This is a genomic window from Vibrio rotiferianus CAIM 577 = LMG 21460 (genome assembly GCF_002741985.1).
Taxonomy (GTDB): Bacteria; Pseudomonadota; Gammaproteobacteria; order Enterobacterales; family Vibrionaceae; genus Vibrio; species Vibrio rotiferianus.
The window spans coordinates 1-14177 of record NZ_APHW01000023.1 but is presented as its reverse complement, the minus strand read 5'-3'; the positions used below and the strand labels follow the sequence as shown (position 1 = coordinate 14177).

The window sequence follows — 14177 nt, the reverse complement described above, 5'->3', positions numbered from 1 at the left end:
ATCTTTGCTAGCGAACCGATGCACTCATCAAACTCAAGCGCATCGGATAAATCAAAAGGGGAGAAGCTCTCCCCTAAAAGATGATTAACCTAGAGTAACAATAACTTCGTTTACTGAACCTTCCGCTTGAACTGGTACAGAGGCACCATTTACAGCTTCACCGTTCACAGTAATCGACTTAACGCCTTTGCTTACTGAGTCTGGGTTAACTACTTTGATGTTGTACGTTGCACCTAGCCATTGACGAGTCACTTCGAAACCAGGCCAGTTCGTTGGGATACATGGATCGATAGTCAGACCATCGAAGCCTGTACGCACACCAAGGATAAAGTTGGTAACAGCGAAGTAAGCCCAGCCAGATGTACCTGTTAACCACGGGTGGTTTGCACGACCGTGATCTTGGTGGTCACGACCCATGATGAACTGCACGTATGAGTAAGGTTCTGCAATACGTTTTTCGATGATATCGTTTTGGTTGTATGGGTTTAGTGCATCGTAGAATTTCATTGCACGGTCACCACGACCCAATTTCGCTTCTGCTACCCAAGCCCATGGGTTTGGATGTGAGAAGATAGCGCCGTTCTCTTTTACGCCTTGGTAAACGCGAGTTACGAAACCGATGTCATCGTTTGGTGTTGCGAATGATGGTGAGTTTAGGTGCAGGCCGTATTCAGAGAACAGGTTCTCATCGACTGCGTCCATCGCTTTCTCACCGCGCTCTTGAGATACCGCACCAGAAAGTACCGCTAGCGTGTTTGACTCTAGGTGCACTCGGCCTTCTGCTTGTTGCGCTGTACCGATCTTGTCGCCATTCTTCGTCAGACCACGGATGTACCAGCCGCCTTCGTCGTCCCAAAGATGTGTTTCACACGCTTCACGAACGTTTGCTGCCATTTCCGTGTATTTCTCTACGTCGGCTTCTTTACCTAGGTATTTCGCTAGGTCGATGAACTCTTGCAGTGCCCAGAAGTGTAGGAACGACACCATTGAAGATTCGCCACCACCTAGATTTAGACAGTCGTTCCAGTCTGCGCGTAGACCTTTACAGATACCGGTTTGACCTACGTACTCCGCAGAGAAGTCTAGCGCTGCTTTCATGTGGTCATAAACGCTTGCATCGCCGCCATCTGCGTAAGGGATCACTTCGTCAAAGAAACTGTGCTCACCCGTTTCCATCACGTACTTACAGATGGTTGGAACTAGCCATAGGTGATCATCAGAACATGTGTCTTCGATGCCGTGGATCTTGTCTTCATCAGAAGGTGTTGGAACGACTGTTGGAGATTTCGATGGTTTAACGTCAGCTTTCTCTGGATCGAACCAATCTGGATCGAATAGGTGTAGACCGTAACCCGCTTTCACTTGGCCGCGCAGTAGGTCGACGATACGTTTACGCGTCATTGCTGGGTTAGCGTGAGGAACTGAGATTGCATCTTGCGCTGTATCGCGGTAACCAAGACCAGTACGACCACCCACCTCGATGAACGAAGCAAAACGAGACCACACCACACAAGTTTCTGCTTGGTATAGTGTCCAAGCGTTGATCATGGTGTCTAGACCTTCGTTTGGCGATTTCACTTGGAACTTGCCACAACGCTCATCCCAGTGTGCTTTGATACCCGAAAACGCATTGTCGACTTCTGCAAGGTCTTGGTACTTAGCACGTAGACGGTCACCGTTGCCTTTACCGATACCTAGAATGTAAGCAAAACGAACTTCTTCACCCGGCTGGATAGTAAATTGCTTGTGCAGAGAGCCACAGTGGTTGTAACAAGTCTGTGCAGTGTTGAAACACTTACCTTGTTCTACCGCTAACGGGTTTGCTTCGTCACGGTATAGACCTAGGAAGCTGTCACGTTGGCCGTCGTATGAATCTGGGTCAAACGTTGAAGCTAGGTAGTAGAAACCTTCGAAATCGTTCGTGTTGTAGTACAGGTCGTACTCAATCACGCCTTCATTGTATGACGTACCCGCAGAATACAGAGACATCTGATGGTTCTGGTTATCAGACTGAATATGGCTGAATGAGAACTCAACAAATGAGAATGCGCTGATCGTACGTGGTTTATCTGAAGTGTTTTTAATTACTACATCCCAGATTTCAGCGTCTTCGCCTTTTGGCACGAACAGTGTTTTCGTTGCGGTAATACCGCTGTATTCACATTTGAACTTAGAGTAAGACAAGCCATGGCGGACTTCGTAGTTTGCTTCGTCTAGGCTCTTCGCAACTGGTTGCCAAGAGATTGACCAGTAATCACCTGTCTCATCATCACGTAGGTAAACGTAGTGTCCTGGGCGATCGAATGTCGCGTTTGGACGGAATTTAGTAACACGGTTGTATTCTGGAGAGTTGTAGAACGAGTAGCCACCCGCGTTGTGCGAGATAACCGTACAGAACTTCTCAGTACCTAGGTAGTTTGTCCATGGTGCTGGTACGTCAGGGCGAGTGATGACGTATTCGCGATTCTCGTTATCGAAATAGCCGTATTTCATTTGTGTATTTCCTTTTTACTAAGCTGCGTCTGCAGCCAAAAATTTAAAAACTCTTTAAGCGTGATGCGGTTGCATCTGGCTTGTTATTACTTCCACGGTTTACGGTAATTCACTCCCTGCAAATCGAGCAGAGGAAGGTGTCCTTTCAAACGTGATAAATAGTCGGTCCAATTGCGGTGTTGTTTTTCAGTCCAACATGCTTCAGCCATGGCCGTTAGGCGAGGGAAAATCATGTAGTCCATGCGCGATTGGTTGTTGATGATTTCGCACCATAGAGCAGTTTGAATGCCCCAAATGCGTTTTCTGATTGGGTCGTCTTCAGGTACTTCTGCTAACGGCTCGTAGTTGTAGGCTTTCTCTAGTGGCAACGGGTTCGCCCAGTCCACACCTGGCTCTTCTGGTGCGTAATCTTGAGTCATGTCTAAGTAAGTGGTTTGTGCTGGTTGTAGCACCACATCAAAGCCCTGGCGAGCGCAGTTCAGTGCTGCTTCTTCGCTTAACCATGAGTAGATCACGGTGTCTTTGCTGACCTTATTGCCGTGCTGAGCTTCTTCCCAGCCCACCATACGTTTGCCCAACTTGCGCAGCTTGTCTTCGGCGTGGCGTAGGAAGTGGCCTTGCAGCTCTTTGTAATCGGTGTAACCCAATTGCTCCATTAACGCTTGGCATGCAGGGCTCTTTGACCACACGCCATTAGGTACTTCGTCGGCGCCGATATGTACATAAGGAGCTGGGAATAAAGCGGCTACTTCCTCAAGAACTTTGTCGATAAACTCGTAGCTTCCCGGTAGAGCAGGGTTGATGACATTGTCGTTGTAGTGCTGGATACTACGATATTCTGTTGAGTCCTCTTTCTCTACCAAAAGGTGCGGCAGAGATTTGATCGCTGCGCGGCAATGTCCGGGTACATCAATTTCAGGAATAATCGTGATGCTACGTTGCGCTGCAAACTCAATAACGTCTTTGATTTCTTCTTGGGTATAGAAGCCACCATAACGCTCAGATAAATGAGTATATTGAGGTTCAACCGCTTCATTTACACCTCGCCAAGCGCCAATACTGGTTAGTTCTGGTAAGGATTTAATCTCAACTCGCCAACCTTCGTCGTCAGTGAGGTGCCAGTGAAAAGTATTAAACTTATAGTGTGCCAATAAGTTAATAAGGCGTTTCACTTCCTCTACAGAATGGAAGTGACGAGCACAATCTAGCATCATGCCGCGGTAACGAAAGCGAGGGCTGTCTTTGATTGTGACGCAGACAAAATCGAGAGTGGATGCTTCTCTCCCCGCCTTAACTAGCTGCAACAATGTCGCTGTCGCGTGTATAAAACCGGAAGTGGAACCTGCTTCGATCTTGATTGATTCTTCCGATATCTTTAGCTTGTAGACGCCTTCGTCTAAAGTCGGGTTTCCTTTAAATATTACATTGCCACTGTTTGATTCTTTTACTGAGAACTGATGAATGCGCTGAAGTTCGTCTATGAACCAATTTTGAGCTGGCTGAGCCAAATCGGTATATGTTGCAACACCAGATTGCTCAGTCAGCGTAAAGTAGCCTTCATTGACTTCAATATGATTTGGTTTCGGTAGCAGCGGCTGAGCGTGGGTTAAGCTTGCTGGAATGTCACTGCGCTCACGATAAGGTGAAGCTAAAACGATAGGGGTGACATCGACTTGAGCACGTTGAGGTTGACCATCTACCATAAAGTCGATTATCGCTTCATTAAAACCATCCGAGTAGTAACGGAATGGGTTAGAGCCAATGCTAAATTCACAGTAGTAGTGATGGTTGGCAGCCAGCACCATGCCCTCAGGTTTGAGTGTGCAAAAGCTACCAATCTGAGTCAGTTGACCATTTGAAACGCTATCTGGAAGTATGTAGCGATCAAATGCGAAGGTCAGACTCCAGTTGTTTAGGTCCTGATCGCTCAAGTTATGAAAGGTGAGTCCGAAACGGCAGTTTTGTTTTTGCTCAGAAAGGACCACTAAATCAACACGATATTCCATGCTCACTCCTATTCAACACTCACCGAGTAAAGGTTATGTTCTGGCTTGCCAGCAAACATAATTGCCCCTTCAATCGCATCAAACTGAGGCTCTACCACCCATTGTTGTACTGGTGGAGATAGCCAGTGCAGAATTCGCTCGGCAATGCTACCCATCAAGCAAATACGAGTTGCGCCGCGCTTATTCAAAGCAACTAAGAACATTTCTATATCCGCTGCGGTTTGCTTTAGCATTTCAATCGCCAGTGCATCACCTTGTTCTGCATGTTGGAAAATTGCTGGAGAGAACTGGCCGTAATCGCGAGGCAGAGCTTGCTTAGACCATGCCACCACGTTGTCGACGTCATTTTCAAAATGAGCCATAACGTGCGCGGCCAGAGGTGTTTTTTCACGGATGCCATCTTCTGCTAGCAAGACTTGCTGAATTAGGCGTAGACCCATTACAGCACCGCCGCCTTGATCGGATATTGGGAACTCTCGGCCACCAACAACGTGTTGCTCAAGGCCTTTTAGGAAAATGCCGCAAGAACCTGTTCCTGCAATCATGATCGCGCCATCTTCACCATTGTGTGCACCGATACAAGCACCGTATGCGTCGGTGTTGAGAGTCATACTGGCGAATGGGTGTTCCAAAGCCATAAAAGATTGCCAAGAGGTTTTATGCTCAGCTCCTGCAAGCGCTAAACCTACGTGCATAGAGGCAAAGTCTTGTTGGGTTAGGCCGCCTTGTTGTGCTGCTGAAGCAATAGATTCAAGAATCGATGCCATTGCGACTTCTGCTCCCAACATAATGTTGGCACTACCACTTTTTGCTTCGCCAATGAAGTTGCCTTGCGCGTCTTTGATACGGGCGCGACATGAAGTGCCACCGCCATCAATACCTACAAAATACATCCCCATGTTTATTGTTCCTTGAATGCTTGAGAGTTCGCTAAAGTTGAGATGTGCTGAGCCTGACTCATTACGGCGAGTAGATACCAAGCACCATGTGGGATCCATTGTTCTCCCCAGCGCCAGTTTTGAAGCATGTCGTCTTTCTGTGCTGGTGGATTAAATGCAATGTCTTCCTCATCTTCAAAGCCGCCAGTAATGCCGTTACATACGCCACCTTTTGCGTTGAAGAAACCGTATTGCGGAAGGTAATCAGGGTTATTGCGGCCGTGACCGTCTAACATGCACATGTCGTACGGGTTTAAGCCAACAATCCAGTTCATAGAGTCTTGTGCCAGTTTTGAAAGCTGCTGCTGTAGAGTTTCTGATTCAATGAAAGGTTGCGCCACATAAGCCATGGTTGCCAGTGAACCCAGGCGGGCATTTTCACCTTGCCACCAGTAACCGGATTCGTTGTTGTGTGCCACAAAGAACGCATCACGTTTGGCCTCGTCCACACCTTTTACGTATTGTCGAGGGTAGCCAAATGGGTTGGTTACTTTGTTGGTGATAGAGACTTCAAATTCACACGCTCTGTTGATGGTTTGTTTTACTGGTGATGCGAGCTCAGAGTCGTCTTCAATTGATAAGTACTCACATAGCGCGATAACAGGAAGCCCGGCTTCTGCCGCATGGAAATAAGGGCGGCTACCATCTTGATTGGCTGACCAGAAGTGTTGAATGTGCTCATCACTCATTTGACGAGCTGAAAGACGGTTCGCCCACAAGCGGCTTTCTTCTAAGTAGCGCGTTTCTTTCGTCGTCTTGAATAGCTCGACAGCGGCAAGCAGTGCGCAGTATTCATCGATGATGTTCTCTTCACCATCGTTTAGATATTGGGTGTTGTGTTCTTTTAGATGCCAATAGCCATTTTCTGCCGCATTGCGATATTTTTGTTGGTCGAACTCACCGTGAAAGTCTAGGCGTGCTGCCGAGGCTAATGCCGCAATGCTAACGCCAGCGCCTTGTCGGTAGCCCGCTTGGTAATCATCAAATTTATGACCGAGCTGAGTCTCGTAGGCACAGATCTCGCGTTGCGCTGTGTCTTTACTCCACTTGTCGAACACCGTCATGTAGAAGAAGCCTTTTTCGTTTTGCATACGAACAAGGAAATCAGCGCCGAATAGTGCTTCTTCAATAAGGCGAGTAGCCGTGAATTTAGCCAGTTTGTCGTTGCCTTCAAGCAGAGACAAACCTTTCAATATATTCCACACCACCATTGGTGTTTGTTGTGGGTTCAGATAGTTTGCGTATGACAAATGGCTCAGATATTTGCTGACGTCACCCGATGCGTCATACCAACCGCCGTGAACATCTGCGGTTTCATTTGAATTAAGCAGTGGTGCTTGACGATCTTGTTGATCGAAAATGCCACCACAGCGTTGAGATTTAAAGTAGTGGATCACATCAGACAGCGTGCAATCGAGAAGAATATGTTCACCGATCTCAAAGTGAGACGAGCGTAAATGATCGAAACGAAGGTAATAGTGACCTGGAGTATTAAATGAGGAAAAGTCGATAAGGTAGAAATGACCTTGATGCCAGTTTGCTACTTTGCCTTGCTTCTCTACTGTCAGAGTTGCGACCGTCTGGTGGCTATCTGCGCATACGAGTAAAGCTGTGTAAGAAGACAGACGTGGTCGGCTCGTCTGGATGATCGCTTTCTTAGGGCCCAGGCGCTCGTAACCAATGTGGTTAGTCAGTAGCAGCATTCGATTTCTCCGGGAAACAATAAAATAAAATGGAAAAAGGGGTCAGGTTGATACCTGACCCTCGTTATGATTAATCTTCGAATAAGTAACAACGAACAAAGTGGTTATCGGACAGTTGCGTCACACCAGGCAGTCGCTCACGACATTTTTCTGTTGCATGAACACAGCGTCCTGCAAATGGACAACCTACAGACTCTGGTGTCCAAAGAGGGATCTCACCTTTGTTGCCTTTCAACTTTTCGTGAATTGACTTCGATGGATCTGGCACTGCAGAAACCAACAATTGTGTATATGGGTGTTGAGGATCGTGGATGATTTCCTCGGTATCGCCCCATTCAACCATGTGGCCTACATACATAACTGCGAGATCTTCTGCGATGTAACGTGCTGTTGCGATATCGTGAGTGATGTAAAGCAGAGACATTTGCTTCTCAAACTTCATTTCTTCCATCAGGTTCAGTACACCTGCACGAATCGATACGTCTAGCATTGAGGTAGGTTCATCTGCTAGAACCACTTCTGCACCCACTGCGATGTTACGTGCCAAGTTAACACGTTGACGCTGACCACCAGATAGCTGATGAGGGAACTTTTGTGCCGTCTCTTTTGGTGGGATCAGACCAACTTGTTCCAACAAATCATACACGCGCTCTTCCAACTCTTTCTTGTTGCCTGGTGCTATCTTTTTATGGATAAGCAATGGACGAGCGATATGGTGGAAGATGTTGTGCGTTGGGTTTAGCGAGCCAAATGGGTCTTGCCATACCATTTGTACGCCTTCACGGTAGGTCATTAAGTCGTGCTTAGACGTGATATCTTGAATATCGCGACCTTTGTACTCGATGATGCCATCCGTAGGTGCGTACATTTTCGCAATCATTTTTGCGGTAGTAGATTTACCTGAACCAGATTCACCTACTACTGACAAACCGCGGCTTTTGTACATTTTGAATGATACGTCGTTGATAGCACGCATCTTAGACTGCTTGATTGAGTTACTGTTTAAAGGGAAGTCCTTAACGACATTTTTACCTTCAATCAGCAGTTCGCCGAGTTGTTTGCTCATAATTCTCTCCAGTGTAATTTTGTTCTTAGCTAGCGTTATTTTTTGTTGTTAAACCTTGGCTTGAGCAATCGGGTCGCCGTATAAGTGGCAGTTTGAGAAACGACCAGGTTCAATTTGACGCAGCTGAGTTGGTACTCGAGTACAAGCTTCGTGGACGCGTTCGCAACGAGCTTGGAAGCGGCAGCCTTGAGGAACTTCTAGTAAGTTCAGAGGGTTGCCTGGAATACCAGTCAATTTGGTTTTAGGACCAGTTAATGGAGGGAAAGAGCTACCCAAACCTTTAGTGTAAGGGTGGTAAGGACTTTCCAGAATTTGCTTAGAAGGCGCGACTTCAATCAGTTCACCCGAGTACATGATGCCGATGCGGTCAGAGAACTCGACCATCAATGACAAGTCATGGGTGATGAACAAAATGGAGAAGCCAAACTCTTCTTTAAGTGCATAGATCTTCTGCAGAATCTCACGCTGAACAACCACGTCTAGTGCCGTCGTTGGTTCATCCATGATGATCATTTTTGGATTCAGAGCCAAAGCAATAGCAATAACCAGACGCTGACGCATACCACCAGAGAACTGGTGCGGGTAATCGTTTAGACGGCTAGGGTGGATATCTACGATTTCCAATAAACCTTCAGCGCGAACTTTCGCTTGAGCACGAGTCATATTGGTATGACGCATGATTACGTCACAGAATTGCTCTTCCATAGTAAGAACAGGGTTCAAAGCGTTCATTGCGCTTTGGAATACCATCGACATCTCGCTCCAGCGGAAAGCTTGCATGCGGTCATCACTGTATTTGAGGATATCTTCACCGTTGAAGATAACCTCACCACCTGTGATAAACGCTGGTGGCTTATGAAGGCGCATTAGCGAGAATGCAACGGTTGATTTACCACAGCCTGATTCACCAGCTAGGCCGAATACTTCACCTGGTGCAATATCAAAGCTGACGTTGTTACAGGCGCGGACATCGCCCGCGTCTGTAATGTAGTCTACGCATAGGTTACGGATAGAAATTAGTGGTGCAGTCATGATTATTTATCTCCGCTCCATAGTGCATTTTGTGGTGCCAATTCAGGCTCACGTTCTTTCTTGTCTTGTGATGCCAATTTCTTCCAACGCTTCATACCTTTGTGAGAACGAAGCTGAGGGTTAGCAATTTCATCTACTGCGAAGTTCAGTAGAGCAAGACCTGTAACCAGTAGAGTCAGTGCAATACAAGGAGCTAGTACTTCCCACCATGCGCCGATAAGCATTGCAGACGAAGTCTGTACGTTGTACAGCATGATGCCCCAGCTGATGGTATTTGCGTCGCCTAGACCTAGGAACGAGATTACCGCTTCTGTGTTGATTGCTAGCATTACCGAACCGATGAAGCTTGCGCCCACGATAGGGATAAGGTTTGGCAAAATCTCAACGAAGATAATACGGAACGACGATTCACCCAGTACTTCAGCGGCTTTCACAAACTCTTTCTCGCGCAGTGCCATCGTCTGAGAGCGAACGACACGGGCGCCCCAAGCCCAGGAGGTACCAGCGATGATCAAGGCAATGGTGAGCGGGCCTGCCTCCCCAATGAAAGCAGCAAGTACGAACAATAGTGGGTACTGAGGAATTACCAGCATGATGTTCATTGCTGCACTCAAAATGTCATCGACACGACCACCAAAGTAGCCAGCTGAGATACCGATTACCGTTGCTAAGAAACACACAATAATGCCAGCGCCAAAGCCAACACCTAGCGATACTCGAGCACCGTAAGCCACTTGAGACCAAACATCACGACCCATACGGGTTGTACCCATAACATGATCAGCCTTCTTAGACATGATCAGTGTGCGACGGTCATCAGCAAGGTTTTTCGCGACCCAACCATCAGGGTTATTCTGCGCCTGCTTCACAACAAAGCCCGGGTACTCATGTGGATTACCTGTACGTTTGTCAGGAGCATGCTTGGTAATTAATGGTGCGGCAATTGCCACGAACAGGAACACAGTTACGATACCTAGGCCAATACGTGCGAACGGGTTGCCCAGAATTAGTTTGAATAGATCTTTCATGATTATTTGCCTCCCTTACGTAGGCGAGGATCTAGAATCATGTACAGCATGTCAGCCATTAAGTTGAAGCACAGCATGAACATGGTCATGATGATTAGCTGACCTTGAAGTACTTGGTAGTCACGTGCGTGAATTGCGTTTAGAAGAACGGTACCTAGACCCGGGTAGTTGAAGATCATCTCGATAATTAGCTGACCACCAATCGCCATACCTAGTGACATGGAAAGTGCTGTCACACTTGGTAGAAGAGCGTTACGTGCAGCGTAATTGAATACTACGCGGTTTTCGCTCAGACCCTTACCTTTTGCCATTGTGATGTAATCTTCAGCAAGAAGGTTGATCATGTTGTTACGCATGTTTACCAGGAAGCCACCAATCTGAACAATCGTTGCGCAGAATAATGGCAGGATTGCGTGGTAACCAACGTCTTTTAGGAACTCCCAGCTAGTCCAATCTGGAATAGTACCTGGCGTGTAAGCGTAACCTGATGGGAACCATTTCAGACCGATTGAGAAAGTAAATAGCGCTAGCATTGCGATAACCATTTGTGGAATCGCTTGAACAATCAGTGTGCCTGGCGTAACGAAAGCATCATATTTGCTGCCACGCTTCCATGCCGCGAAGATACCTAGTACAGAAGCAATCGAGAACGAAAGTACTACTGCAGTACCAGCAAGAAATAGTGACCAACCGAATGCACTACCTAGTAGGCTGTTAACTGAAAGCGGGTAAAACTGAATAGAAGTACCTAGCTCCCAGCTTAGAATGTTTTTGATGTATGACAGGTATTGAATGTAAATAGGACCATCAACGAAACCTAGCAACTCTTTCATTGCTGCGATTCTTTCTGGCGTAACCTGTACTGAAGCGTTAGCGAACATCATGGTAACTGGGTCACCAGGCATTGCTCGCGGAATAATGAAGTTTAACGTCGCTGCAACCAAGAGCGCGACAAGATAGAACGACAAACGTCTTAAAAAATAACCCATAACTCACACCTTACTCACCCAGATTTTTTCCCTGTTTCTGGTTTCAGGTCGCTCCTAGCGAAATTTAGAGCGAAAAATCCCCTGACGACGAGCGCCATATGTTGCTTTGGTCACGAGGGGATTTTTTATAGGCGGCACACGGAAGGTGTGCCGCGAGGAATGAACTTCTACTTATTTAACCGGTTTTAGGTCCAGTACGTGAAGTAGACGCTCTGGGATACCAGCCCAAATGTTTGGACGGCCCTTAGGATTTTCTTCGTTCCACCAACCAGTGAAGCGAGTTGTGTTGTATTGGTACATGTAAGCACCAGACATCACAGGGATAGTTACTTGGTCTTGAGCGATGATTTGCTGAATACCGTGAGCAATCTCTAGCTGCTTCTGCTTATCAGCTGTTTTGTAGAAGCTGTTAAGTAGACCATCTAGTTTCTCGTTCTTGTAGAAGTGCATCGCGAAGCGAGGCATACCGTCACCAGATTGCAGTTTAGAGTTGTAGCCGCTATCCCAGTACAAGTGTGGATCTGCACCGTGGAAGTAGTTGGTGTACGCCACGTCGTAAGTACCTTCTAGCATCGCTTGGTTGTACACAGAGAAATCTGGTGTACGAGCACGAGCTTTGATGCCTACTTCAGCTAGTTGTTCAACTGCTAGCTGTACAGTGTTGTTGAAGTCTGTCCAACCGTTTGGAGATTGAATTAGAAGTTCAAAAGACTTGCCTGATGGAGTATCAACGAAACCGTCTTTGTTTACGTCTTTAAAGCCAGCTTTTGATAGAAGCTTCTTAGCACCTTCAGCATTGTACGTGTTGTAGCCTTTGTACTTGTTGTGTGTTGCTTCGTCAGACCATGCTTCGAATGCGTAGCCTAGACCAGATGCGAAGTCATTCACTGTACCGCCGCCGTAGAATGCGATATCGATAATAGTTTGACGGTCAAGTGCCATAGAGAATGCACGACGGAAATCAACGTTTGTTAGCGCTTCATTTTTAGCTGCGTCTGGGTTCTTGAAGTTCACAACAAACGCTTGAGTGCCTGAAGGCGGGTACCAGTAGTGGTGGCTAGGGCTTGCTGCAGCGTAAGTACGGTCGATATCAGGAACGAATGAAGACGTCCAGTCCATTTCGCCGTTAACAATCTTACCTAGGAACTGGTCGTTGTTCGCAATTTGAGGAACACGTAGACAGTCTACATCTAGGTTAGCTGCATCCCAGTAGTTCGGGTTTTCACACTGGATGTATAGCTGAGGAGTGAAAGTATCGATCTCTGTGAATGGACCAGTACCTACTGGGTTTTCGTTAGTGAATGTTGATGGATCTTTCACTTTGCTCCATACGTGCTTCGGTACAACTGGTACTTTCGCGATTTCGTAAGGAACGTTTGAGTTCGCTTCACTTAGACGGAACTTCACTTGGTAATCGTTAACTTTTTCAACGCCAGTAACCCAAGAGTTGATACCAGACTGGTCTAGTTCAGGTTTTTCTTTTACTAGGTTGAATGAGTAAACAACATCGTCAGCAGTAAATGCTTTACCGTCAGACCACTTCACGCCTTTACGAATATCGAAAGTTACGCTCATTAGGTCATCGGCCATTTTGAAGTTTTCTGCTAGACGGAATACAGGCGTGTTACCATGCATTTCGTTGAAAACTACTAATGGCTCGTAGATGAAGTCTGTTGTTGTGTGCAGGTTAGTTGCACCCAAGAACGGGTTAAAGTTACGAACAAAAGTTGTAAACTCTTTAGGGTGGATAGTCAGCTCACTACGTTCAGCTGCTGTTGCTACTGATGCGAAACCTGTAGTAGCAGTGGCAATAATTGCTGTTGCTAGTGCTGTTTTTTTAATATTGGCAAGCATAGCTGTTCCTTACTATTTGCTTTCATTTCACTAATGGAATTGAATGTCATCAATTGATAAACACTCTCTAAGGCCTACCTCTGTCATTACAACTGAGTTCTAGAGTGGCCTGTAGGCCTTAGGCAGGACTAAGAAAACACCTTATCTACTAAATAATCAAACTCGATTCCCGTTAAAAACGTTAAAACACATCAAATCTCCGTTATAAACGTCATTTCTGATTTGATTTTGCTCTCTGAGCGTATTTTTTGAACATTGATATGCCTCGCAGTTTATATGGGGTTAAACTTGTCATGTTAGTGATTGCTAACCCGTGATCATTTTTAAATGAAGGGGTTTTTGCCTTTTGATTACATTAGCGATCTGGCTCACAGCGTAAAATGACGTTAATTTATTAGGTGAAATTTAATCTGCCGTTCTGTTGTGATTGACGTCTCAATCTACATCAATTGTTGGTCTTATTAGCCTGATTGGAGTGAAAATGGCTGTTTTTGTAAACGAAAGAAGGCAGCTGACCATGCTTTTTTTATACAAGAAATGAAGTGTAATTAAGGTGTATTTTGCAAGATAAAAAATGGTAAATCAGTAGAAAATGAAGGTGATAAAAATAGCGTAAGATAGCTCATTGAAAATGAGTTCTGTTATCTTGCTTCCAATGTTTTTGGCTGCACCTGTTGGCACCTAAGTTTGGTGTCGACTTGAATAATCTCAAGGTTGTGGCTGGCCAAAGTGCTTTGATTACCTGAGTTGGGGAGTGATAGGAGCCAGAGCTATGGAGTGCCTAGTTAACTTGCACTGGGTGAAAAAAATGTATGGTCCGCCCCGTTATTGCAACTACAATTTAGTAATAACGGAGTTGGTTTGCGCTAATGTATTCGGAGTCCACGTTGGGAACATTAACTTCCCCGCTCCACGATGATATCCGCGCCAGATTATCCTTAAAAGCCCCAAAGCAACTAGGTGCTATTTTTTGTATCAGGTTACTAATCTGGCCGATCGACCGTTTTTGTCATCACGTTCATTGGCGTTGCAAACTTGGTTATGGCTACTACGAGCCCTAAAAGCTTG

9 protein-coding genes are annotated in these 14177 nt (G+C 46.1%); all 9 read right to left on the bottom strand.

The annotated features are described in order from the left end of the window. Positions 1–84 precede the first annotated feature (84 nt). Positions 85–2493 (bottom strand): glycoside hydrolase family 94 protein, encoded by a 2409-nt coding sequence (locus tag B853_RS12115; RefSeq protein WP_038884265.1) that lies wholly within the window; start codon positions 2491–2493, stop codon positions 85–87. Between the two features lie 86 nt (positions 2494–2579). Beyond that, entirely contained in the window at positions 2580–4499 is a 1920-nt protein-coding gene (locus B853_RS12110; RefSeq protein ID WP_010450123.1) for a beta-N-acetylhexosaminidase, read from the bottom strand. An 8-nt stretch (positions 4500–4507) separates the two neighbouring features. Beyond that, complete coding sequence (locus B853_RS12105) at positions 4508–5398, bottom strand: glucosamine kinase nucleotide-binding domain-containing protein (protein ID WP_010450122.1); 891 nt, start codon at positions 5396–5398, stop codon at positions 4508–4510. A 2-nt stretch (positions 5399–5400) separates the two neighbouring features. Continuing rightward, positions 5401–7140 (bottom strand): glycoside hydrolase family 9 protein, encoded by a 1740-nt coding sequence (locus tag B853_RS12100; RefSeq protein ID WP_038884264.1) that lies wholly within the window; start codon positions 7138–7140, stop codon positions 5401–5403. Positions 7141–7210: 70 nt separating this feature from the next. Further along, positions 7211–8206 (bottom strand): ABC transporter ATP-binding protein, encoded by a 996-nt coding sequence (locus B853_RS12095; protein WP_010450118.1) that lies wholly within the window; start codon positions 8204–8206, stop codon positions 7211–7213. A 48-nt stretch (positions 8207–8254) separates the two neighbouring features. After that, positions 8255–9238, bottom strand: coding sequence for an ABC transporter ATP-binding protein (locus B853_RS12090; protein ID WP_010450116.1), 984 nt, complete (start codon positions 9236–9238; stop codon positions 8255–8257). A 2-nt stretch (positions 9239–9240) separates the two neighbouring features. Next, on the bottom strand, positions 9241–10266 hold the full coding sequence (locus B853_RS12085; RefSeq protein WP_038884263.1) for an ABC transporter permease: 1026 nt from the start codon (positions 10264–10266) through the stop codon (positions 9241–9243). Positions 10267–10268: 2 nt separating this feature from the next. Further along, positions 10269–11255, bottom strand: coding sequence for an ABC transporter permease (locus tag B853_RS12080; RefSeq protein ID WP_038884262.1), 987 nt, complete (start codon positions 11253–11255; stop codon positions 10269–10271). Positions 11256–11426: 171 nt separating this feature from the next. Beyond that, a complete protein-coding gene (locus tag B853_RS12075) occupies positions 11427–13109 on the bottom strand; it encodes an ABC transporter substrate-binding protein (protein WP_038884260.1) in 1683 nt (560 codons plus the stop codon). Positions 13110–14177: the final 1068 nt, after the last annotated feature.

Excerpts from the sequence above, each read along its gene's own strand:
- B853_RS12115 (WP_038884265.1), bottom strand. The coding sequence starts at position 2,493 with ATGAAATACGGCTATTTCGATAACGAGAATCGCGAATACGTCATCACT.
- B853_RS12085 (WP_038884263.1), bottom strand. The coding sequence starts at position 10,266 with ATGAAAGATCTATTCAAACTAATTCTGGGCAACCCGTTCGCACGTATT.
- B853_RS12105 (WP_010450122.1), bottom strand. The coding sequence starts at position 5,398 with ATGGGGATGTATTTTGTAGGTATTGATGGCGGTGGCACTTCATGTCGC.
- B853_RS12075 (WP_038884260.1), bottom strand. The coding sequence starts at position 13,109 with ATGCTTGCCAATATTAAAAAAACAGCACTAGCAACAGCAATTATTGCC.
- B853_RS12095 (WP_010450118.1), bottom strand. The coding sequence starts at position 8,206 with ATGAGCAAACAACTCGGCGAACTGCTGATTGAAGGTAAAAATGTCGTT.
- B853_RS12090 (WP_010450116.1), bottom strand. The coding sequence starts at position 9,238 with ATGACTGCACCACTAATTTCTATCCGTAACCTATGCGTAGACTACATT.
- B853_RS12100 (WP_038884264.1), bottom strand. The coding sequence starts at position 7,140 with ATGCTGCTACTGACTAACCACATTGGTTACGAGCGCCTGGGCCCTAAG.
- B853_RS12110 (WP_010450123.1), bottom strand. The coding sequence starts at position 4,499 with ATGGAATATCGTGTTGATTTAGTGGTCCTTTCTGAGCAAAAACAAAAC.
- B853_RS12080 (WP_038884262.1), bottom strand. The coding sequence starts at position 11,255 with ATGGGTTATTTTTTAAGACGTTTGTCGTTCTATCTTGTCGCGCTCTTG.